This is a genomic window from Brevibacillus sp. FW306-2-1A-C05A (assembly GCF_058781555.1).
Genome location: NZ_JBYSWV010000024.1, coordinates 1 through 20818, shown reverse-complemented (window position 1 = coordinate 20818; position 20818 = coordinate 1). Strand labels below are relative to the sequence as shown.

Below are 20818 nucleotides of genomic sequence, written 5' to 3'. Positions count from 1 at the left end.
TTTGGCTTACAGCTTCACTCGCTGCAGTCGCAGGGCGTTGAGCACGACGGAGACGGAACTGAAGGCCATTGCCGCTCCGGCGAGCCACGGGGCGAGGAAGCCCAGGGCGGCAAACGGAATGCCCAATGTGTTGTAGGCGAAAGCCCAGAACAAGTTTTGCTTGATGTTGCGAATGGTGCGCTTGCTCATTTCGATGGCGTCGGCGACACTGGTCAGCTCGCCGCGCATGAGCGTGATATCGGCCGCTTCCATCGCCACGTCCGTCCCGGTTCCGATTGCCATGCCGATGTCAGCGGTGGCAAGCGCCGGGGCGTCGTTGATTCCGTCGCCGACCATGGCGACCTTTTTGCCTTGGGCTTGCAGCTTTTTCACTTCGGCGGCCTTGCCTTCGGGCAGGACTTCGGCGATGACGCGCTCGATTCCTGCCTCGCGGGCGATCGCCTCCGCAGTTTGGCGGTTGTCGCCGGTCATCATGATGACCGTCAAGCCCATTGCTTTCAGCCGCGCGATCGCTTGCTTCGAGGTCGGCTTGATCGTATCGGCCACGGCGATCAACCCGGCCAGCTTGCCGTCCACGACAGCCAGCATCGCCGTTTTTCCCGCCTGCTCCAGCGAGAGCATGGCATCTGCCACCGACTGGTACGACACGTGATGCTGCTCGAGCAGACGGCGGGTGCCGACCAGCACGTCCTTGCCCTCAACTGTGGCCCGAATGCCAAAGCCGGGGATCGCTTCAAACGAGCTGGTTTCGGAGAGCGCCACGCCTTTTTCCGCGATGCCGCGAACGATCGCCTGGGCCAGCGGATGCTCGGAGTTTTTCTCCGCCGCCCCCACCAGTGCCAGCAATTCCTGTTCGGCAAAATCAACGGGGATTACATCTGTCAGCTCAGGCTCCCCTTTGGTGACGGTCCCCGTCTTGTCGAGGACGATCGTGTCCAGATGGTGCGCAGTTTCCAAATGCTCTCCGCCTTTGAACAGAATGCCTAGCTCGGCGGCGCGTCCGGAGCCAGCCATGATCGAGGTCGGGGTAGCCAGACCAAGTGCGCACGGGCAAGCGATCACCAGTACGGCAATCGCCTTTTCCAGCGCCTCGGCGAAGTTGCCGGGAATCACGGCGAAATACCAGATGAGAAAAGTAACAACAGCAATCCCGACGACGATGGGAACGAAAATCCCGGAAATGCTGTCAGCCAGCCGCTGAATCGGCGCCTTTGTTCCTTGCGCCTCTTCCACGACCTTGATGATTTGCGCAAGAGCCGTTTCTTTGCCGACTTTGGTCGCGGTGACCTTCAGGAAGCCGTTTTTGTTCAAGGTGGCCCCGATGACCGTATCGCCAGCCGCTTTGTCTACCGGGATGCTCTCTCCCGTCAGCATGGATTCATCCACCGCAGACTGGCCTTCCAGCACGATGCCGTCGACAGGCACTTTGTCGCCAGGCTTCACATACACGACGTCACCCGGCCGCACATCCTCGACGGAGATCGTCATTTCTACGCCATCGCGAATGACTACCGCCGTTTTGGCTTGCAGGCCCATCAGCTTGCGGATCGCTTCCGAGGAACGTCCCTTTGCCTTCGCCTCAAACAGTTTGCCCAACAGGATCAACGTAATCAGCACCGCGCTTGTTTCAAAATACAGCTCCAGCATGTGCGCGTGGGAACCGATGGAAGAAATCGCCACGTACAGGCTGTAAAAGTAGGCAGCCGAAGTGCCCAGCGCGACAAGCACATCCATGTTGGCGCTTTTGTTGCGCAGCGCTTTGTACGCCCCGACGTAAAACTGCGCCCCGATGATGAACTGCACAGGCGTCGCCAAAGCGAGCTGCACCCACGGATTCATCAAAAAGTCCGGCAGCCAGATGAACGAGGTGAAGGAAAAGTGACTGACCATCGACCAGAGCAGCGGCAGCGAAAAGATCAGTGAAATCCAGAACTTTTGCGTCTGCCGCCTGATCTCTGCCATCCGGCGATCGACCTGTTCCTCTTCTTTGCCTTCTTCCTTGCGGGCCGCCTGATACCCGAGCTTTTCCACCTGGCGAACCAGATCGCCCACGCCCACCTGCGCCGAATCGTATTCAATCGTGGCCGTTTCCATGGCGAGATTCACGTTCGCCTTCAGGACGCCGGGCATTTTATTCAAGCCTTTCTCGATGCGGGTCGAGCAGGCTGCACACGTCATGCCTGTGATGTTCAGCTCTACCTTGTCTGCGGCCACGCCGTAGCCAAGTGCTTCAATTTTCGAGCGAATATCGTCGAGGCTCGTTTTCGCCGGATCGAAGACGACCGTCGATTTTTCCAACGCCAGATTCACATTGGCTGTCTCGACGCCATCCAGCTTCTGCAAGCCTTTTTCAATACGAAGCGCGCAGGCCGCACACGTCATCCCGGAAATCGGAACTGTAGCTTCTGCCGTTTTGACACTCATACCAATTCCTCCACATACCCACACGGGGTATAATTTATCGTATTGTTTCCCTGAGGCTTATTTTTTATCACACCTTCACTATACAATACCCCCATAGGGTATATCAAGTGGTTTGGCACAAATTTTTCCCGCCCCTCGATTGTGCCCCGAAACCAACGCAAAAACCCCCGATGGATACCACCGGGGGCTTGTCTGTTCTTCGCTTATTTTCCTTCGTTCACTGCTTGCTGGTACGCTACTGCCACTTTCGCCGCTACCTCCGCATTGTGGCGCACCAGCGCGATGTTGGTCTGCAAGCTTTTGCCTGCGGTCAACTGCTTCACTTTGTCGAGCAAGAATGGCGTTACTTTTTTGCCCGCAATGTTGTTTTCCTTCGCTTCGTTGAGCGCTTGCAAGATCACGCCCTCGATTTGCTTGTGGTCAAGCGCATCCGCTTCCGGCACCGGGTTGGCGATAATCAGGCCGCCGTTCAGACCGAGGTTCCATTTGGTGTTCATCAGGGTCCCTACTTCTTCCGGCGTATCCAGGCGGAAGTCTACGCCAAATCCGCTTTCGCGGGCGAAGAAGGACGGGAACTCGGAAGTGCGGTAGCCGACTACCGGAACCCCTTGTGTCTCCAGGTATTCCAGTGTGCGGCCGATGTCGAGGATAGACTTCGCCCCCGCGCACACAACCGCGACATTCGTTTGCGCCAGCTCTGTCAGGTCTGCGGATACGTCCCAGGTGATTTCGCCTTCACGGTGTACCCCGCCGATGCCGCCAGTCGCGAACATGCGGATGCCCGCCAGGTCTGCTGCGATCATCGTAGCCGCTACAGTCGTCGCGCCGATTTTGCCGCTAGCCAAAATGTAAGGGAAGTCGCGGCGGCTCACTTTTTCTACCGACTTGTTGGTCGCGAACTCTTCCAGTTCGCTCTCGGTCAAGCCGATCTTGATTTTGCCGTTCATGATCCCGATGGTCGCAGGTACCGCACCGTTGTCGCGGATAATTTGCTCGACTTCTTTTGCCATCTCGATGTTTTGCGGATATGGCATGCCGTGGGAGATAATCGTCGTCTCCAGGGCAACGACCGGCAAATTGTTCTCCAGGGCGTGGCGTACTTCCTCTGTAAAGGTCAAGTATTGTTTCATCATTTATCGCTCCTTTTCGTATTGTTCAACGGTCAGTTGCAGTTGTTCCGGTTTTAATAAGGGAGAAACGGATTGCTCTGTTTGCAGGGTCAAGGCCGAGGCAGCCAGTCCGAGACGGCAAGCTGTCTGGAACGACTCTCCATTCACGATTCCATACAGCAGGCCGGATGCAAACGCATCTCCCGCCCCTGTCACATCTACCACTTCAGTCGGATACGGCGCCATGTGCTCCGATACGTCCTCCGCCTGATAGTAAATGCCCGCTTCGCCCATGGTCACGATGACGTGCTTGACGCCTCGCTCCCTGATTTTGCGGCACGCCTCTGCGCAATCCTCAATCGAGCGGATCGCCATGCCAGCCAGCAGCTCCGCTTCTTCCCGATTGGGCAGGATCGCTTCTACTCCGTCCAATTGCTGTGGGAGCTTTTTCGCTTTTGCTGAAGAGACCGGGTCAACGAAAAGTCGAATGTTCTCCTCCCGGCACCGGCCGATAATGTAGGCCAGGCAATTCCCCGGTATGTTCGTATCAATAAAAATCGCGTGGGCTGCGGCAAGGTGGGACCATTTCTCCGCGAACATTTCCGGCGTGAGCGCGTCGTAAATATCCATGTTGGCCAACGATACGACCATTTCTCCATCTATATCGAGCAGCGCGGTGTACGTCCCTGTGCGCTGCATCGGCAGACGCCACACCTGGCTGATGTCTACGCCGTGCTTTTTCGTCTCCTGCAAAATCCACTCGCCTTCCTTGTCCTCACCGACACTGGTGAAAAGTGACGTATTGCATCCGAGCCTGCCGAGATTCTCCGCAATGTTGCGCGCCACCCCGCCGCACGACTCCATGATCGTGACCGGATTGGAAGAGTGCAGCCGCACCGCTTGCTTGCCGCGCGCTTTCCGGTCGAGGTTCGCTCCGCCGATGCAGGCAATCATGCCTTCGTCGCGCAATATATACGCTCTGCCTTTGATCTCGCCACGCTTGGTCAACTGGGCAATGTACCCGGCAACAGCCGAACGCGAAATCCCGATCAAGTCAGCCAGCTCCTGCTGGGAGATGAACGGATTTTGCCGGATGTGGTGAAGGATCAACATGTCTTTTTCCACGGTCATCCTCCTTTCTTCTGATTAGCATTCACAGCTTCGTTCACAAACAAAAGTCTATCACAGAAACTTTTGTTTTGCAAAGGAATCATTTTCGCCATTTGACAAAGGCAAACGAGATCATGTAGGATTGTCTTAAATTCAAGATATTGAAATTTCGATGGAAAGGAGGGCTTTTTCATGGAGCGAAACAATGCCCTCGACCTGTTTGTCGTCTTGTCGCGATCGTATAACTGGGTGACCGCCCATTCCAATCGTCACATCCGCCAGCACGGTTTGAACCCGACAGAGTTCGGCGTCCTGGAAGTACTCTACCATAAAGGCCCGCAGCCTTTGCAGCAAATTGGCGAAAAGATCCTGATCTCCAGCGGAAATATCACGTACGTTGTGGACAAGCTAGAAAAGAAGCAACTGCTGATTCGCAAGCCCTGTTCGGCCGACCGCCGCGTCATTTACGCCGAGCTGACCGAGAAAGGACACGCCTTTTTGGCAGAGATTTTCCCTCCCCACCAGCAGGCGATTGAAAAAGCGGTCGCAGGACTCACTCCCGAAGAACAGCAGCAAGCCATCGGTTTGTTAAAAAAGTTGGGACGTGCTGCTCAGGATACGTATTAGACTGAGCAGCACCCAACAGGTGCAAAAAAGTGTTGACAAAACGTTCAGCACATAATAATCTTGAAATCAAGATTTACGCATTTGAAGTTAGATGCTTACGAAAAGAAAGGTGAATAAATTTCTCATGAGTAAAGTACTTTTCATTAAAGCAAATGATCGCCCTGTTGAACAGGCTGTGAGTGTAAAGCTGTACGAGGCTTTCGTCCAATCGTATAAAGAAAACCATCCAAACGACGAAATCGCCGAGCTGGACCTGTTCGCAGAAAACCTTCCTTACTACGGAAACGATCTGCTCACGGCTATGTTCAAGGCAGGCCGCGGCATGGAGCTGACTGCCGAAGAGCAAAAAGGCGCAGAGCTGGTCAACAAATATTTGAACCAATTCGCTGACGCTGACAAAGTGATGATCGCGTTCCCAATGTGGAACTTCACCGTTCCGGCTGTGCTGCACACCTATGTGGACTACCTGTCTCAAGCAGGCAAAACATTCAAATACACCGCGGAAGGCCCTGTAGGACTGATGGGCGACAAAAAAGTGGCGCTGTTGAGCGCACGCGGCGGCGTTTACTCCGAAGGCCCAATGGCAGAAATCGAGCTGGCTAACCGCTACGTTCGCACGGTGCTTGGCTTCTGGGGAATCAGCAATATTACCGAAGTGATCGTAGAAGGTCACAACCAATTCCCTGACAAAGCAGAAGAAATCGTAGCAGCAGGCGTAGAAAAAGCAGCAAAACTGGCGGAAACCTTCTAAGGCCCGCCAGCCTTTCTTGTCCAAATATCTCAAATTTAAAATACTATAATTTAAAACAATTAAGGAGAGATGAAAAAATGATGGATCTTGGTTTGCTGATTATTCGTTTGGTTGTTGGGTTGTCGTTCGCAGGTCACGGTGCGCAAAAGCTGTTTGGCTGGTTTGGCGGTTACGGTCTGAAAGGCACAGGCGGCTGGCTGGAGTCTATCGGGGTGAAGCCTGGTGTGACCATGGCGCTGCTTGCCGGATTGGCTGAACTCGTCGGCGGCTTGCTGTTCGCGGCAGGTGTCGGCACATGGGTTGGCGCTCTGCTCATCGTCTTCACAATGCTTGTTGCGATTGTGAAGGTTCACGGTCAAAATGGATATTGGGTAACGCAAAACGGCTATGAGTACAATCTGACCTTGATCGCGGTCGCTATCGGTGTCGCTTTGATCGGTCCAGGCGCATACGTTTTGTTTTAAGCAACCGCTCGTAAATCCGTACCCGTAAGCCAGCATTCCACCAAGGGAGGACACAACAGATGAAAATCCGCGTCTACACACAAAACGAACAAGCAAAAGGACATTTTGGCGACGGTGAAATCGTAGAAAACAAACCGATTGGCTTCCCTCATGAAGGCTCCGTTGTAAAACGGGTTGGACCGCTTTTTTACTGGGCGTGGGCAAAATCTCTCAAAACGTTCGAGATTCCCCTGCACCCGCATTCCGGCTTTGAAATTTTGTCTTACGTCCTGCAAGGTACAGTCGGCCACCGGGACACGCTGGGCAATTTGCAGCAGGTCACTACGGGCGGTGCGCAGATCATGCAAACAGGCTCAGGCGCTTACCATGCCGAAGAGCTGGGCAAGGATACCGAGATGTTCCAGATCTGGTTTGAGCCGCACCTCGCCAAAACGACCAAAAACCCGCCGACGTACAACCAGTACGACCACGAGCAGTTTCCGACCGAGACGGCGGATGGCGTACGGGTGAAAAACATCATCGGTCCCGCTGCCCCCATCTCGCTCGTGACCGATTCGCTCATGAAAGATATTGCGATTCCCGCAGGCAAAGCTTACTCGCTGCAACTTCCGGCCGGCTACGCCCACGCTGTCGTCGTCGTGGAAGGAAGCGGAAGCGTTGGCGGGCACAGTGAAGCGGGCGAGCCGCCGACCGTCGCACACAAAGGAGATTTTGTCGTAATCTCTGCGGAAGCAGAAACAACAAGCGTCACTTACCAGGCGCAAGCAGATGCGCCGTTGCGGATCGTGCTCATTCAAGTTCCGCTGGAAGTAGACTACCCGCTCTACCGCAAGTAACCTTGTCTGAAAAACCGCCCTTATGCATGGATAAACCTTGGACCGTCACCTTGTCGTGACGGTCCTTTTCGCCTTTTCTGCCGCCTTCAAAAAATCTTCTCTTCCTCCAGCATCATTTTTTGCTCAAACGGCGCCGTCAGCACGATCAGCGTATAGGAATAGCCTGCTGCTCCATGCGGTCGTCCTGCTTTTTTTGCCGATGTCGACAAAGCTGTTGGCAGGCGCAATCGTCGCCGTCATGCTCTGGGTAGCTGCCGTGCAAACGACCGTCCCTGCCCAGCAGTATTACTTGATCTCGTTGCCCCCGCACTCTTCGCAAGTGGCGCTCAGCATCAATACATCCGTTTTTCAGCTCGGGCTGGCGCTGGGCGCGGGACTTGGCGGCGTCATCGTCAACCATGCGGCAATCTGGCACATAAGCTGGGTCGGCGGTCTGTTCGTGCTCGCGGGCTTCGGCTTTGCCCTGGCTTCGTTTGCCCAGCCAAAAGAGGCGCGAAAGGCGAAAAGCGCGTAAGCAAGGTCTGGCAACCGCAGACGCGAAAAAACAGAAATCACTTGCGTTACTCACAACACCCGCTAGAGCAGCAACTGCTCGCGTTCTGGCGGGCGCGCCCGCTTTTTTCAAAGCAAAACCCGCCCAGGCAGCAGCGCCCGAGCGGGTTTGTTTCTATGATACGGTTCGATACAACTTACACCAGCGCCGGCTTTTGCTCCAGCATGGTTCCTTCCTCGGCGTAGCGCACGTGCCAGGAAAATGCTTTTTCCAGTACGTGCGGAGTGTGCCCGCCGCGAGTGAGCGCTTCTTCATAGTACGCTTTAAGCTGCTCACGGTACATTGGATGCGCGCAGTTTTCGATGATTTTCAAGGCGCGCTCGCGTGGTGCCAGCCCGCGCAAATCAGCCAGCCCTTGCTCGGTGACGATGATGTCGACGTCGTGCTCCGTATGATCGACATGGGAGGCAAACGGCACGATGCTGGAGATTTTTCCGCCTTTGGCGATCGACTTGGTTACGAAAATGCCCAGACGCGCATTGCGGGCAAAGTCGCCAGATCCGCCGATCCCGTTCATCATCTTGCTGCCCGAAACGTTCGTCGAGTTGACGTTGCCGTAGATGTCCACCTCAATCGCCGTATTGATGGCGATCAGCCCCAGGCGGCGAATGATTTCCGGATGGTTGGTGATCTCCTGCGGACGCAGCAGCAGCTTGTCGCGGTATTTGGCAAAATGTTCGGTGACGTACTGCATTTTGTCAGCCGTCAGCGTGATCGAACAACCGGAAGCAAACGAGATTTTCTCCGCGTCGATCAGGTCAAAGACCGCGTCCTGCAGCACTTCCGAGTAAACGGTCAGATCGGTGAACTCGGAGTCGAGAAAACCGTTGAACACGGCATTGGCGACAGACCCGATACCCGATTGCAGCGGCGCGAGATTTTCCGGCAGCCGTCCCGCCTTGACTTCCTCGCGCAAAAACGCGATCAGATGAGCGGCGATTTCAGCCGTCTCCGCGTCCGGCTCGACGATTGTCGACGGCGAATCCAACTGGTTCGTCAGCACAATGCCTTTGATTTTTTCGGGATCGACCACAATGCCCGCTGTTCCTATCCGTTGGTCTACCGCCGTGAGCGGAATCGGCTCGCGCGCTCCCTGGCTCGCTGGCGTGTAAATATCGTGAATGCCCTCCAACTCAGCGGACTGGGCGAGATTCAATTCAATGATGACATGCTTCGCGTAATCGACGAAAATGTTCGAGTTGCCGACAGAAGTGGCGGGAATAATCATGCCGTCCTCTGTGATTGCAACCGCTTCCACAATCGCGTAATCAATCGCACTCATCGCTCCTTGGCGAATCAGCTCGGCGGTGTGGGACAAATGCTGGTCCACGAACATCATGCTGCCGTCGTTAATTTTTTTGCGCATGACCGGATCGGCTTGAAAAGGCAGCCGCTTGTTGACAATGCCCGCCTCCGCCATGACAGCGTCCACGTCTGATCCGAGCGAAGCTCCTGTATATACATTCACGCCAAAAGGCTTGTTGTCTTGTTTGACTCGCTCTGCCAATGCGAGCGGTACAACCTTGGCATCCCCTGCACGAGTGAAACCACTTAACCCGATTGTCATGCCATCCTCGATCCAACTCGCTGCTTCCTCAGCCGTCACGATTTTATCTGCCAATCTTTTATCGCGTAAGCGCTCCCACATCATTGTGACCCCCTATGCCATCTTTTCTTGTTCATACACTAGCACAAGAATTCTGAGCGGGCACTCGATTTTCAACAAAGCAGAATATTTGAGCAGCGAGTTAGCAAAAAAGACAGCGAACCATTCTCACTGGCAAGGGGCCTGCAAAAGCTAGAAGCCGAGCAGTTGCCGGAACGTGCTGGCATACGTCTGGCTCACGGGAACTCTCGTCTTCTGCTTGTCCTTCATCTCCAGCATGAAAGTCGAATGGAAATGCGGATGGATAAAGCCGATGGACTCCAGATTGACAAAATAAGAGCGATGGCAACGCGCGAACCGCTCAGGCGGAAGCATGTATTCCAGCTCGGACATGCTGTATTTGTTCGGGTACGACCCGCTTGCCGAATGCAGCAGCGTCTTGCCCTCGTGCGAGCTGATGTAAACAATCTCGTGCAGCGGAATCGGCAGCCAGCCATCTTCCCCTTTTCCAATCAAAAACGACAGCCTAGGCTGCGGATTAGCCAGCGGAACGCTTTGCAAAGGATAGATGGCGGTAATACAGCCCATGACCTCTCCCCCGCGGAACAGCGGCAGCGACAAACCGTAGTACGGCACGCCAAAAATGCGGCTCTCCACCTGATGTCCGACTTTTCCTCTCTCCATCAGCGCCTTGTGCGTGGCAGAGCCAATCGGGACCTGGTCGCCCGGGGAGATTTTCAGATCAATGTTTGAGCTTGGCTGATAATACAAGTATTGGGTGCCGTCCGAGATCGCAATCGACACTTCTTCCGGCACAGCTTGGCCAATCATCTGCAGCATTTCTGGAACAATCTTGTTCTCCATGCTGAATCCTCCTGCTCCTCTTCACTCTTTTTCTTTTTTCTCTTTCTTCTATTAAACCACACTTCCCTCCCGGCAGATCAATCCTTGTCTTTCCTGCGCAGACAAGGGAATCCATCCGTTGCGGGACAGCCGTTGTGCTATCATGGTATCAACAGTTTTTTGCGAAAACTTGGCAGCGCCAAGCCATTGGCGAAAGCTTTAGTCTGTACAAAAAAAGGCGGTGCACCATGGACCACACCATTGTCTTGATTGCAAAAGGAACCGACACGCTCGCTTTTCTGCTCAAGGAGCTGCGGGCGTATTTTGAGCCTTATTGCAAGGTCATCGGCTTTGCCAGCCACGAACAAATCCCTGACCTCTCCGGGGTGTCCCACGTCTTCATTACGACCAGGGCGCCTGAGTTGTACACGATCGCCCGTCAGGCCGTCCCCGAAACGGTCCCGATTACCGTGCTGAACCGTTTTTTTGAACTGCGCAAAATAAAGGCGCTGATGCAAATCCCGCCCGGAACGACCGTGCCTGTCATGAACAACTCGCCGGTCACAGCCCAGGAGGTCATCCAAAACTTGCTGGAAGTCAAGATTGACCACCTGAATTACGTCCCTTTTCACCCAGGCAGTACGTTCGAGGAGCGCTTTCGGTATGCGATCATTATGAGCATTCCCGATGTGCCGCTGCCCCCTCACGTGGAAGTCATCGACCTCGGCTTTCGCAAAATCAGCATTCACGATCTGATTGATACCGGGCGCAAGGTGGGCGTCCCGATTGAATGGGAGCGGCAATACCTCTCCGCCTTCATCGTGGAAATGTCCGAGCTGGCCAAAATGCTCGGCACTTCCTACGCCGAAGTGCAAAAGCTCAACAGCCAGCTTCAATCCACCTTTCAGGCGGTGAAGGATCCGGTCATCGCCTGTAATGAGGACGGTCTAATCACGTTCATTAACGATGTCGCCGTCGAGCTGTTCTGTCCGCACGAATCGGTCGTTATCGGCAAGCCTTATACGATCCTCAAGGAACACGGCCTGCTCGCCCCCTTTTTTGAACAGGAGGGGCAGGAGGATGCGCTCATCGCCATCGACCAGCGGCAATTCATCGTCAGCAGCCACAGCATTCGCCGCAGCCATGAGCATCTCGGCTTCGTCTGTACGCTGAAAGACGTGACGGAAATCCAGCGCCTGCGCACCCAGCTCGCCCTGCGCGGCCACACCGCTACCTACTCGTTTGCTGATATAAAAGGCAGCAGCCAGCCGCTCCTGCACGCCATCGAGCTTAGCAAAAAGATGGCGAAAAACAACCAGACGATCCTGCTCACGGGTGAAAACGGGACGGGCAAAGAGCTGTTCGCCCACGCGATCCACCAGCATTCACTGCGCAAAAACGGCCCGTTTGTCGCGATCAACTGCGCCTCCCTGCCGGAAAACTTGCTGGAGAGCGAGCTGTTCGGCTACGAGGACGGAGCCTTCACAGGCGCGCGCAAAGGAGGCAAGCCCGGACTGTTCGAGCAGGCGGATGGCGGCACGATTTTTCTCGACGAGATTGGCGATATCTCCCCCGCGATCCAGGTCAAGCTGCTGCGCGTCCTGCAGGAAAAGCAAGTGATCCGCGTCGGCGGCACAGGGATTTTGTCCGTAGACTGCCGGGTGATCGCTGCCACCAACCGCAATCTGGAGGATGCCGTCCGGGATGGCGCTTTTCGCGAAGACTTGTTTTACCGGCTGGCCGTCCTGCCCATCGAAATCCCGGCGCTGCGCGAGCGAACGAGCGACATTCCGCTGCTGATTGACGATCACTTGAAGCAGCAAGGGATTCGCAAAAGCTGGTCGCCGGAAGTCATGGAGCTGTTGCTCGCCCACGACTGGCGAGGCAACATTCGCGAGCTGAAAAACGTCGTGGACTACGCCATTACGGTAAGCGAGCATCCTGTCATCGGCATTGCCGACCTGCCCAAGCGTTTGACCGAGCGGATATTTCAAAAGCAATCCGCAGCGGCGGCCGTGCCTCTCGAGGATGAGCGGAATCTGGATATTTTGCTCGGACTGTATCAATATTACCTCGCCAACAAACCAGTGGGGCGCTACCAACTGGCGCACACCCCCGTCCTGCAGGCGAACGGCTGGACGGAAAGCGCGCTACGCAACCGCTTGAAACAGCTTGAGCAGCTTGGACTGGTGCGCTCAGGCACAACCCGTCAAGGAACCTCGATCACCCGTGACGGCATCGAAATGTTGAGGAAATATGGAAAAATATAGTGCAAGGCAAATGAATATTAGGTTGTATTAGGACGAATAAATCCTAATAAACATTCCTAAAGAGTGCGTTTTCGTTTGGACGCTGCCACCCTCCGTCCAATGAAAACGCCTTTTTTCGCGAAATTTCGACAGTTGGCACGCCACTTGCTTATAGAAAAGGCAAAAAAGCGAGGTGACCTCATGGCTACAAAACATTCTTCTCCAGCAGCGCCAGCCAAAAAACGTTTTTCCGTCCCGCACACTTATGCCATTCTCTTTATCATCATCATTTTGGCAGCGCTTGCTTCCTACGTGCTTCCGACAGGCGAGTTCGAACGCATCAAGGACGACGCCTCGGGCAGAACCATCGTGGTAAACGGCAGCTATCACGCTGTCGAGAGCAGCCCTGTCGGCTTTTTCGACATGTTCAAAGCAATTCCTGAAGGGATGCAAAAAGGCTCGCAAATCATCTTTTACATCTTCATCGTCAGCGGCGTTTTCGGAATCATCCGCCAGACGGGGGCCATTGAGGCGGGCATCAACAAAGGCGTCCGCTATCTGGAAGGCAGGGAAAAGCTCCTGATCCCCGCATCCATGTTCCTCTTCTCCATCGGCGGCTTCACGATGGGGATGGCGGAAGAAAGCATTATTTTCGTGCCAATCGGCATCGCTCTCGCCCGCGCAATGGGCTTTGACGCCGTAACAGGTACCGCCATGATTACGATGGGGGCAGCGGCCGGCTTCATGGGCGGCATGCTCAATCCGTTCACGGTAGGGGTCGCCCAGTCTTTGGCGCAGTTGCCGCTCTTCTCCGGTCTGACCTTCCGCGCTATCGTGTACGTCTTTGTCCTCGGCTTTGCCATCTGGTACGTCATGCGCTACGCCTACCGGGTGAAGGCAGACCCGACCAAGAGCGTCATTTACGCGATCGAGCAAAAGGAAAGCGACGAACAAGTCGCCGTCGAAATTCCCGATCTCAACGGACGCCACAAGCTGGTCTTTCTGGTCATGGTCTGTGGACTCTCCTTCAACGTCTACGGCGTGTTCGAGTACGAATGGTTCCTGACCGAGCTTACCGCTTCCTTTTTAATCATGGGACTGGTTGCCGGGCTTGTCGGCGGGCTGAATGTAAACAAGCTGTTTGACTCCTTTGTCGCTGGCGCCAAAGCCGTTACCTTCGGCGCCCTGATCGTCGGCTTCGCCCGGGCGATCACCGTCGTGCTGGAAGAAGGAAAAATTATCGACACGATGATTTACGCGCTGACTTCCGCCATCGGCCATTTGCCGGATGCCATCAACGTGCTGGCCATGTTCCTGATTCAAGCGGTGTTGAACCTGTTCATTTCGTCCGGCAGCGGCCAAGCGGCGACAACGATGCCGATCATGGTGCCAATCGCCGACCTGCTGGGCATTTCCCGTCAGGTCGCCGTCCTTGCCTTCCAGTACGGGGATGCGGTGACGAACTCGATCATTCCGACTTCTTCTGCCTTGATGGGCTATCTGGCTGTCGCTGGCATTCCGTATGAAAAATGGGTCAAGTTCATTTGGAAGCTGCTTCTCGGCTGGGCCGTCATCGCCGCCATCGCCCTGATCGTCGCTGTAACCATCGGCGTTTCCTAGAGCTAAAGACGACGCACACCCTTTTCAAAACAAGCTGGCTTGCGTCGCATGCACCCCGCTGTGGCGCAGCCCCAGCCGCAAACCTGTGGAGGAACCATGCGCACAACAATCAAACAATTGCAGCCCGCCATTTTTTCTCTGTACGAGCATTTGCATCGACATCCGGAGGTTAGCTGGCAGGAAGTAGAAACGACCGCTTATATCGCCCGTTTTTTGCAGGAGCGTCATTGCCGGGTCACGACGTTTGACGACGTAACCGGAGTGGTGGCGGAATGGGGAGACTTGACCCCGGGAGGATTGACGGTCGGCGTGCGGGCAGATATGGATGCGCTCTGGCAGGAGGTAAACGGCGTCTTCCAGGCGAACCACTCTTGCGGGCACGATGCCCATATGACGATGGTGCTGGGCGTCCTCATGGTGTTGCAGGCGCAAAACATCCAGCTCCCCGGCCGCCTCAAGCTGATTTTCCAGCCGGCGGAGGAAAGCGGAAACGGCGCTTTGGCTATGGTAAAAAAACAAGTGGTCGACGACATCGACTATTTGTACGGCGTCCATCTGCGCCCGGTTCAGGAGATTCCGCGCGGCACGGCTGCCTCTGCCATCATGCACGGCGCGGCAGGCACCATTTTCGGGCAAATCAAGGGAGACGATGCCCACGGGGCGCGCCCGCACCTTGGCGTCAATGCCATCGAGGTGGCAGCGGCGATCGTCGAGCAACTCAAAGGGATTCACCTCGATCCGCTCGTCCCTTATTCCGTGAAAATGACGCAGCTTTCTGCGGGCAGCAAGAGCAGCAACATCATTCCCGGCTCGGCCCAGTTCCACCTGGACTTGCGCGCCCAGACGAACCTTGTCATCGACGCGCTGTTTTCCAGAGTCGAGCACATTTTGCAGCACGTCGCCCAGCTTTATGAGGTAGACTTGTCCTATGACATCACCGAGCGGGTGTACGCCGCCGAAGTCCACGAAGAGGCGCGGCAAATCATGGCCGAGGCGATTGTGCAGACGCTCGGCGCAGACCGTCTGGAAGCGCCGATTCAGACGCCAGGCGCGGAAGATTTTCACTATTACACCAAGGAGCGCCCTCACCTGCGCGCGACGATGCTGGGACTGGGCTGCGGCCTCGCACCCGGCCTGCACCATCCGCAGATGACATTTGACAAAGAAGCGCTGCTGGATGGGATCGAGATTTTGGCCCGTACAGTACTCACCACGTTTGAGCGGCACGCTGGCAAGTAAATCCGCCTGTGCGCCGCCATCGCTCATACGAATCCCAAGTCTGAGGAGAGATGGTCATGAAAATCGAACGCGTCGATCTGCAAAGAATCAAAATCCCGTTGACAGCCCCTTTTGTCACCAGCATGGGCTTGGAGACGCACAAGGAATGTATTCTCGTCCGCGCCTACAGCGGAACACATGTCGGCTTCGGCGAGAGCGTCGCGATGGACGTTCCGGTCTACAACGAGGAGGATGTCGATACAGTCTGGTATATGCTGGAAAAATATTTGATTCCACAACTTTTTTCCCGTGAAATCGAGCACCCTGATGAAGTATCGCAAATCTTTTCCTGGATGCGCCGCAACCAGATGGCGAAGTCGGCGTTGGAAGGCGCGGTTTGGGACCTGTATGCGAAAATGAACGGCATGTCCCTCTCCCGGGCACTTGGCGGAACCCGGACGACGATTGACGTAGGGGTCAGCATCGGCATCGAGCCGACGATCGAGAAGCTGCTTGCGCGCGTAGACAGCTTTATCCGCGACGGCTACAAAAAAATCAAGGTCAAGATCAAACCGGGCTTTGACGTAGAGCCGATCCGGGCGATCCGTCACACCTTTGGTCCGGACGTTCCGCTGATGGCCGATGCCAACTCCGCCTATACGCTGGCAGACATCGACATGCTGAAGCAACTGGACGACTTCGGGCTGATTATGATCGAGCAGCCGTTGGGGCACGACGACATCATCGACCATGCGACATTGCAAAGAGAACTGAAAACGCCGATCTGCCTCGACGAGTCGATCCATACGGTGGAGGATGCGCGCAAAGCGATTGAACTGGGAAGCTGCCGCATCATCAACATCAAGATCGGGCGTGTCGGCGGCCTGACCGATGCCAGGAAGCTCCATGACCTGTGCGCGGCAAAAGGCGTTCCCGTCTGGTGCGGCGGCATGCAGGAAGTCGGCATCGGCCGCGCGCACAACATCGCCATCGCTTCGCTGTCCAATTTCACCATCCCGGGCGACACGTCCCCTTCGCACCGCTATTTTACAGAGGATGTAGTGACGCCGATGATCGATTTCGTTTCGCCGGGCGTACTGGCCGTTCCAACCGGAGCCGGCATTGGTTATACAATCAATGAAGCCGCCATTCTCCGCGCACTCGTTCAGCACAAGAGCTACTTTGCGAATCAAGAATCTACCACTACCGTCATTCCGAACTGGTAGGCCACATAGCCACAGGCAAAACAGGGAGCGCTACAGCAGCCTCCCTGTTTTTTTAACGCCCGTCTGCTCGTCTGTCTACTCCATCGTCGTCAACAGCTTGCACAGATTGCGTTCGGCATCCGGCCGCTCCCCGGCAGGCAGTCTTCCGAGCAGATCAAGCGCCGCATAAGGAAGCTTCAGCGCATGCGGGTCGCTGTACGTTTTTTCCCAGTATGCAGGCGAAAAAATGTACGCAAACGCAGGCTCCTTCACCTCATCCGCCAAAACAAACTCCGGCATCTGCCGATTGAGGTAAGTCTGAATCCGGTGGTTCACGATGCCTGCCTGCACCAACTCCCCGTATCCGAAGCGCTCCAGGTCCGTCAAAGCTTGCGCGTGCGTCACGCTGTGGACGACCTCGCCTGCAAAGTGGTAGCGCTGCCCGTCGATCACTCGCCCCGGCACGACGGTATGCAGCTCGGCAAACGTCCTTCGCGCCATCTCCTCGGTTGTGTCGTACGGAGCCACTTCCTCCGCCACATCCGCAGTTGTGACGGCAAAATAGCTGTCGATGCCCCAATAGCGCGTCGGTCTGTCTTCTGTCGTCTTTTTCAGCATTTCGACCAATCCGGCGACCACGCTCGGACGAACCAGATCGGGCCGATCCCGCAACGCCTTCAATGCCAGCACGCCCAATGCCAGCCCATGCCCGGATGTCCGCAGTTGCTTCACATTTTGCGTCAGTCCGTCAACGACCTGCTGCAGCAAAGCCGGATCAGCCTGTTCCTCTTGACCCAGCGGCGCAAACCATTCCGGCTGCAAGCGCCGAAACGCCTCACAGGTTCGCTCAATTCCTGCTTTTACATGCTCAGGCAGCTCATGCTCGCGATCCATGTAGTAGCCCGCCAACAAAGCCGCACCGTAATGCCCTCCAAACCAGCCTGCCTGCGCGGCCCGCGCTATTCCCACTACGCTAAGCTCCAAATACGAATCGAGTAACCGCATGCTCCATCCTCCTTTTTCCAATCGGGTATAGATTCATAATATAATAAATATTTTTGTTTGTTAAGTATAAAAATAAAATGACTCCTGCTTCGGGAGTCATTTCGGTATCGTTTGTATCAGATTGAGCGGTTCGCTGCTTGCTCACGCTTCATCCAGTTTGAAATCCACTTCATCCGTCGCCGGTCGGTAGTCGACGATCAGTCCATTTCCATTCATATACCACAGCTCATCCTGCTCCATGTAAAAGGTAATGCCGTCTACTACCGCAGAAAGCCCGACTTCGTTCGGCTGCTCTTTGGCAATCCCCATGGAAAACGAATCCTGCACCGTGCTCACGCCTCCATAGCGGACAAAAAAGCGGACGCTGTCGCCTTCCTTGCATCCCCACTCTTCCTTGAACCACGCTACCGCCGGGGCCGTTACTGTCAGTTTCATCGCTCGTCACTCCTCTCTTCCCTTGTAGTTTACCTGACTTTCTAAATATGTAAAGCAAAAAAGTATATTATTCGCACTCGCCCCATGCGGCGGAACGGAAAAGAAAGACCGCTTTCCTTTTCGGAAAAGCGGTCTTCTTCTGTTACTTCAATGGAAGTGTAACCAAAAAACTCGTTCCTATGCCTTCTTCGCTGCTTACCGTAATTTTGCCGTGATGGGCGTCCACGATCCACTTGGCGATGGACAGGCCGAGCCCAGTTCCTTCCGTCGCACGCGAACGCATTTTGTCCACCCGGAAAAAACGATCAAACAGGAATGGAATGTTCTCCTTGGAAATGCCGATCCCGCTGTCCTTCACCAGAATGGCGACGCGGTTTCCTTCTTTTTTGCACGAAACAAAAATGGTGCCGCCTTTGTTCGTGTACTTGAGAGCGTTGTCCAGCAAAATGACCATGAGCTGGTGCAGGCGCTCCTCGTCCCCGACGATCTCCAGCGGCTCCTCAATCGCTGTCTCCAGGCTGATTTCCTTCACGATGGCGAGCTGGGAAAATACTTGCGTGCATTTCTGCACCATCTCATCCAGCCGAAATTTTCTGCTCATAATCTGCAGTTCATTGGAGTCGCTGCGGGCGAGCGTCAACAGGTCGGCTACCAGCTTGCTCAACCGCTTCGCCTCCTGCATGCCGATCATGATTTTTTCGCTTTCCTGCTCGATGGTATGATCGGGATGGCGGAACAGCCGCTCCAGATTGACCATGATCGCTGTCAACGGCGTGCGCAACTCGTGCGAGGCATCTGCAATAAACTGCTGCTGCTTTTCCCACGATACCTGGATCGGGATGAGGGCGCGTCTCGCCAAAAACCAGCCGACGATGATCGCAATGACAATGCTCACTATATCGCCAATGACCACGACGTACAACAGGCTGCTCAGCATGTTCTGCTCGGGCGCCAGATTGTAAATCAACTGAAACTGGTAGGCTACTTGCAAGTGATCGCCCACGACGACTTTTTTCGGCACGGTGACCGTCTGTACCCGATATACCTGTCCTTTGATCGTCACGGTTTCGATGCCGTCCGGCTTGCCGATATGGAAAAAGTTCGGCAACTCCTCCGGCTCCAGACGCTCGCCAAAAGCCGTTCCGATCACCCGGCCAAAGCTATCCCAGACCAGCAGGGCGTACCTGCGATCGAGATCCATGTACTTTTTTCGCTCCAGGCGATTGTAAGGAAAAGGATCATCGTTAATCCGCTGCAAGCGAGGCAGAGGGTCTACCGTAAGCCGCTGACTCACCTTCTCCAGCTCGCGGTCTACTTGCGAGTACAGCCGATACTTCATCGTATAGTAAACGGCACTCCCCAACGCATTGAGCAGCAGAAATACCACGATGACATTCAGTGTCACCAGGCGAATCCGCGTTTTTCGAAACATTACCGTTCTTCCTTTTTCAAAATGTAGCCCACGTTGCGGATCGTGCGAATGTAGCTTTCGTAAGCTCCCAGCTTTTTGCGCAAATAATGGACGTACAGATCGACTACTCCGTAATTCGCCTCTGAGTCGATGCCCCATACGCGGTCAAAAATTTGCTGGCGCGTCAGGATTTGCTCCCGATTTTGCAGAAAATATTTGAGCAGCTCGTATTCCTTCGTGGTCAGCTTCATCGGCTCGTCATCCACAAAGCCGTCGTATTCATTTACCTTTAACGAAATCGGGCCGTATGCCATTTCGCCTTCTGTGCCGGTCTTTCCGTTGCGCCGCAGCAAGGCTCGCACTCTTGCCGTCAACTCTTCTGCGGCAAAAGGCTTGACCAGATAATCATCGGCTCCCGCATCCAGTCCCTCGACTCTCGCCTTGACGCTGTCCTTTGCCGTCAAGAACAGAACAGGGGTCATCATTCCTTTGGCACGAAGCGTTTTAACCAGAGTCAGGCCATCCATGCCCGGCATCATGATGTCGAGTACAAGCAAATCATAAATGCCTCGCTGCGCCAGCAGCAAGCCATCATCTCCCCGATCAGCCGTATCCACTTGATAGCCTTCATCGCTCAAAACGCCAGCAATAGTCTGTAGCAGGGCTTGTTCATCTTCGACTGCAAGAATCAGCATGTATATCCCCTTTCATCTATAACAGCTAGCTGTTGTTGTTCATATGCTTCTTCTTTTCCAGCATGAATCGTTATTTCATCCAGCATAGCATAAACGACCGGAATCACAATGCTTGCGAGTAGACAGACACTTTCATTAGAGCATTCGTTCTTTTGAATGAGATTTGAGAGCCAAAAGCAGAGCGTCGTTGTCTTGTTGCCTGATCTATGCAAAAAAGCTGTATTCCCGATTACTTTTGTGAGTAATGGAGAATACAGCTTTTTTCTCATTCCTTCAAAACTGAATACGCATGTTTGCTAAGAGATGTGTGGATAAGTCCTCGACCGATTAGTATTCGTCAGCTCCACGCGTTGCCGCGCTTCCACACCGAACCTATCAACCTCATCGTCTATGAGGGGTCTTACCAGCTTAACGCTGTGGGAAATCTCATCTTAAGGGGGGCTTCACGCTTAGATGCTTTCAGCGCTTATCCCTTCCATACATAGCTACCCAGCCGTGCTTCTGGCGAAACAACTGGTGCACCAGCGGTATGTCCACCCCGGTCCTCTCGTACTAAGGGCAGCTCCTTTCAAATTTCCTACGCCCGCGACAGATAGGGACCGAACTGTCTCACGACGTTCTGAACCCAGCTCGCGTACCGCTTTAATGGGCGAACAG

18 protein-coding genes and 1 rRNA gene are annotated in these 20818 nt (G+C 54.8%); 9 read left to right on the top strand and 10 right to left on the bottom strand.

What is annotated here, in order from left to right; all coding sequences use genetic code 11:
- Positions 1 to 6 precede the first annotated feature (6 nt).
- The 3 genes from AC3WJN_RS15235 to AC3WJN_RS15225 form a co-directional block, all read right to left on the bottom strand.
- The gene (locus tag AC3WJN_RS15235) at positions 7 to 2424 is read right to left on the bottom strand and encodes a heavy metal translocating P-type ATPase (RefSeq protein WP_005832210.1); all 2418 of its coding nucleotides are present in this window, start codon (positions 2422 to 2424) and stop codon (positions 7 to 9) included.
- Between the two features lie 203 nt (positions 2425 to 2627).
- The gene (locus tag AC3WJN_RS15230; protein WP_005832208.1) at positions 2628 to 3554 is read right to left on the bottom strand and encodes a pseudouridine-5'-phosphate glycosidase; all 927 of its coding nucleotides are present in this window, start codon (positions 3552 to 3554) and stop codon (positions 2628 to 2630) included.
- Between the two features lie 3 nt (positions 3555 to 3557).
- A complete protein-coding gene (locus AC3WJN_RS15225) occupies positions 3558 to 4658 on the bottom strand; it encodes a carbohydrate kinase (RefSeq protein ID WP_007782554.1) in 1101 nt (366 codons plus the stop codon).
- Between the two features lie 177 nt (positions 4659 to 4835).
- Between AC3WJN_RS15225 and AC3WJN_RS15220 the strand changes: the two genes are divergently transcribed.
- The 5 genes from AC3WJN_RS15220 (at position 4836) to AC3WJN_RS15200 (ending at position 7835) form a co-directional block, all read left to right on the top strand.
- Positions 4836 to 5270, top strand: coding sequence for a MarR family winged helix-turn-helix transcriptional regulator (locus tag AC3WJN_RS15220; protein ID WP_005832205.1), 435 nt, complete (start codon positions 4836 to 4838; stop codon positions 5268 to 5270).
- 124 nt (positions 5271 to 5394) lie between these two features.
- Positions 5395 to 6021 (top strand): FMN-dependent NADH-azoreductase, encoded by a 627-nt coding sequence (locus AC3WJN_RS15215; RefSeq protein WP_007782549.1) that lies wholly within the window; start codon positions 5395 to 5397, stop codon positions 6019 to 6021.
- Between the two features lie 77 nt (positions 6022 to 6098).
- Entirely contained in the window at positions 6099 to 6485 is a 387-nt protein-coding gene (locus AC3WJN_RS15210; protein ID WP_005832202.1) for a DoxX family protein, read from the top strand.
- Positions 6486 to 6544: 59 nt separating this feature from the next.
- Positions 6545 to 7321, top strand: a complete 777-nt coding sequence (locus tag AC3WJN_RS15205) for a pirin family protein (protein WP_007782545.1) — start codon at positions 6545 to 6547, stop codon at positions 7319 to 7321.
- 199 nt (positions 7322 to 7520) lie between these two features.
- Positions 7521 to 7835: an MFS transporter gene (locus tag AC3WJN_RS15200; protein WP_007782542.1), complete on the top strand. Its 315-nt coding sequence runs from the start codon at positions 7521 to 7523 to the stop codon at positions 7833 to 7835.
- A 175-nt stretch (positions 7836 to 8010) separates the two neighbouring features.
- On the opposite strand, the gene scpC is transcribed toward AC3WJN_RS15200, so the two are convergent.
- Positions 8011 to 9522: a succinyl-CoA:acetate CoA-transferase ScpC gene (gene scpC / locus AC3WJN_RS15195; RefSeq protein ID WP_035317175.1), complete on the bottom strand. Its 1512-nt coding sequence runs from the start codon at positions 9520 to 9522 to the stop codon at positions 8011 to 8013.
- Positions 9523 to 9672: 150 nt separating this feature from the next.
- A complete protein-coding gene (locus tag AC3WJN_RS15190) occupies positions 9673 to 10344 on the bottom strand; it encodes a LytTR family DNA-binding domain-containing protein (protein ID WP_005832196.1) in 672 nt (223 codons plus the stop codon).
- 227 nt (positions 10345 to 10571) lie between these two features.
- Here AC3WJN_RS15190 and AC3WJN_RS15185 point away from each other — a divergent pair, with 227 nt between their 5' ends.
- From AC3WJN_RS15185 to menC, 4 genes are all read left to right on the top strand, one after another.
- Entirely contained in the window at positions 10572 to 12593 is a 2022-nt protein-coding gene (locus tag AC3WJN_RS15185; RefSeq protein WP_005832195.1) for a sigma-54 interaction domain-containing protein, read from the top strand.
- Positions 12594 to 12773: 180 nt separating this feature from the next.
- Complete coding sequence (locus tag AC3WJN_RS15180; RefSeq protein WP_005832193.1) at positions 12774 to 14192, top strand: YfcC family protein; 1419 nt, start codon at positions 12774 to 12776, stop codon at positions 14190 to 14192.
- A 96-nt stretch (positions 14193 to 14288) separates the two neighbouring features.
- Positions 14289 to 15431 (top strand): M20 peptidase aminoacylase family protein, encoded by a 1143-nt coding sequence (locus AC3WJN_RS15175; protein WP_005832192.1) that lies wholly within the window; start codon positions 14289 to 14291, stop codon positions 15429 to 15431.
- Positions 15432 to 15487: 56 nt separating this feature from the next.
- On the top strand, positions 15488 to 16636 hold the full coding sequence (menC, locus tag AC3WJN_RS15170; protein WP_005832191.1) for an o-succinylbenzoate synthase: 1149 nt from the start codon (positions 15488 to 15490) through the stop codon (positions 16634 to 16636).
- Positions 16637 to 16711: 75 nt separating this feature from the next.
- Here the strand turns inward: menC and AC3WJN_RS15165 are convergent, their stop codons facing one another.
- The 5 genes from AC3WJN_RS15165 to AC3WJN_RS15145 form a co-directional block, all read right to left on the bottom strand.
- Entirely contained in the window at positions 16712 to 17620 is a 909-nt protein-coding gene (locus AC3WJN_RS15165) for a hypothetical protein (RefSeq protein ID WP_007782530.1), read from the bottom strand.
- A 141-nt stretch (positions 17621 to 17761) separates the two neighbouring features.
- Positions 17762 to 18055, bottom strand: a complete 294-nt coding sequence (locus tag AC3WJN_RS15160) for a HesB/YadR/YfhF family protein (RefSeq protein ID WP_005832187.1) — start codon at positions 18053 to 18055, stop codon at positions 17762 to 17764.
- Between the two features lie 142 nt (positions 18056 to 18197).
- Entirely contained in the window at positions 18198 to 19487 is a 1290-nt protein-coding gene (locus AC3WJN_RS15155) for a sensor histidine kinase (RefSeq protein ID WP_005832186.1), read from the bottom strand.
- Positions 19487 to 20161 (bottom strand): response regulator transcription factor, encoded by a 675-nt coding sequence (locus AC3WJN_RS15150; protein ID WP_005832185.1) that lies wholly within the window; start codon positions 20159 to 20161, stop codon positions 19487 to 19489. The genes AC3WJN_RS15155 and AC3WJN_RS15150 overlap by 1 nt, the downstream gene beginning before the upstream one ends.
- A gap of 307 nt (positions 20162 to 20468) precedes the next feature.
- Positions 20469 to 20818 (bottom strand): 23S ribosomal RNA (locus AC3WJN_RS15145); the annotation flags it as partial.

Bases quoted from the DNA above. Each gene is read 5' to 3' on its own strand.
- AC3WJN_RS15155 (WP_005832186.1), bottom strand. From the start codon at position 19,487: ATGTTTCGAAAAACGCGGATTCGCCTGGTGACACTGAATGTCATCGTG.
- AC3WJN_RS15185 (WP_005832195.1), top strand. From the start codon at position 10,572: ATGGACCACACCATTGTCTTGATTGCAAAAGGAACCGACACGCTCGCT.
- AC3WJN_RS15210 (WP_005832202.1), top strand. From the start codon at position 6,099: ATGATGGATCTTGGTTTGCTGATTATTCGTTTGGTTGTTGGGTTGTCG.
- AC3WJN_RS15220 (WP_005832205.1), top strand. From the start codon at position 4,836: ATGGAGCGAAACAATGCCCTCGACCTGTTTGTCGTCTTGTCGCGATCG.
- AC3WJN_RS15205 (WP_007782545.1), top strand. From the start codon at position 6,545: ATGAAAATCCGCGTCTACACACAAAACGAACAAGCAAAAGGACATTTT.
- AC3WJN_RS15215 (WP_007782549.1), top strand. From the start codon at position 5,395: ATGAGTAAAGTACTTTTCATTAAAGCAAATGATCGCCCTGTTGAACAG.
- AC3WJN_RS15200 (WP_007782542.1), top strand. From the start codon at position 7,521: ATGTCGACAAAGCTGTTGGCAGGCGCAATCGTCGCCGTCATGCTCTGG.
- AC3WJN_RS15235 (WP_005832210.1), bottom strand. From the start codon at position 2,424: ATGAGTGTCAAAACGGCAGAAGCTACAGTTCCGATTTCCGGGATGACG.
- AC3WJN_RS15175 (WP_005832192.1), top strand. From the start codon at position 14,289: ATGCGCACAACAATCAAACAATTGCAGCCCGCCATTTTTTCTCTGTAC.
- AC3WJN_RS15165 (WP_007782530.1), bottom strand. From the start codon at position 17,620: ATGCGGTTACTCGATTCGTATTTGGAGCTTAGCGTAGTGGGAATAGCG.
- AC3WJN_RS15160 (WP_005832187.1), bottom strand. From the start codon at position 18,055: ATGAAACTGACAGTAACGGCCCCGGCGGTAGCGTGGTTCAAGGAAGAG.
- AC3WJN_RS15180 (WP_005832193.1), top strand. From the start codon at position 12,774: ATGGCTACAAAACATTCTTCTCCAGCAGCGCCAGCCAAAAAACGTTTT.
- AC3WJN_RS15150 (WP_005832185.1), bottom strand. From the start codon at position 20,161: ATGCTGATTCTTGCAGTCGAAGATGAACAAGCCCTGCTACAGACTATT.
- AC3WJN_RS15190 (WP_005832196.1), bottom strand. From the start codon at position 10,344: ATGGAGAACAAGATTGTTCCAGAAATGCTGCAGATGATTGGCCAAGCT.
- AC3WJN_RS15230 (WP_005832208.1), bottom strand. From the start codon at position 3,554: ATGAAACAATACTTGACCTTTACAGAGGAAGTACGCCACGCCCTGGAG.
- scpC (WP_035317175.1), bottom strand. From the start codon at position 9,522: ATGTGGGAGCGCTTACGCGATAAAAGATTGGCAGATAAAATCGTGACG.
- menC (WP_005832191.1), top strand. From the start codon at position 15,488: ATGAAAATCGAACGCGTCGATCTGCAAAGAATCAAAATCCCGTTGACA.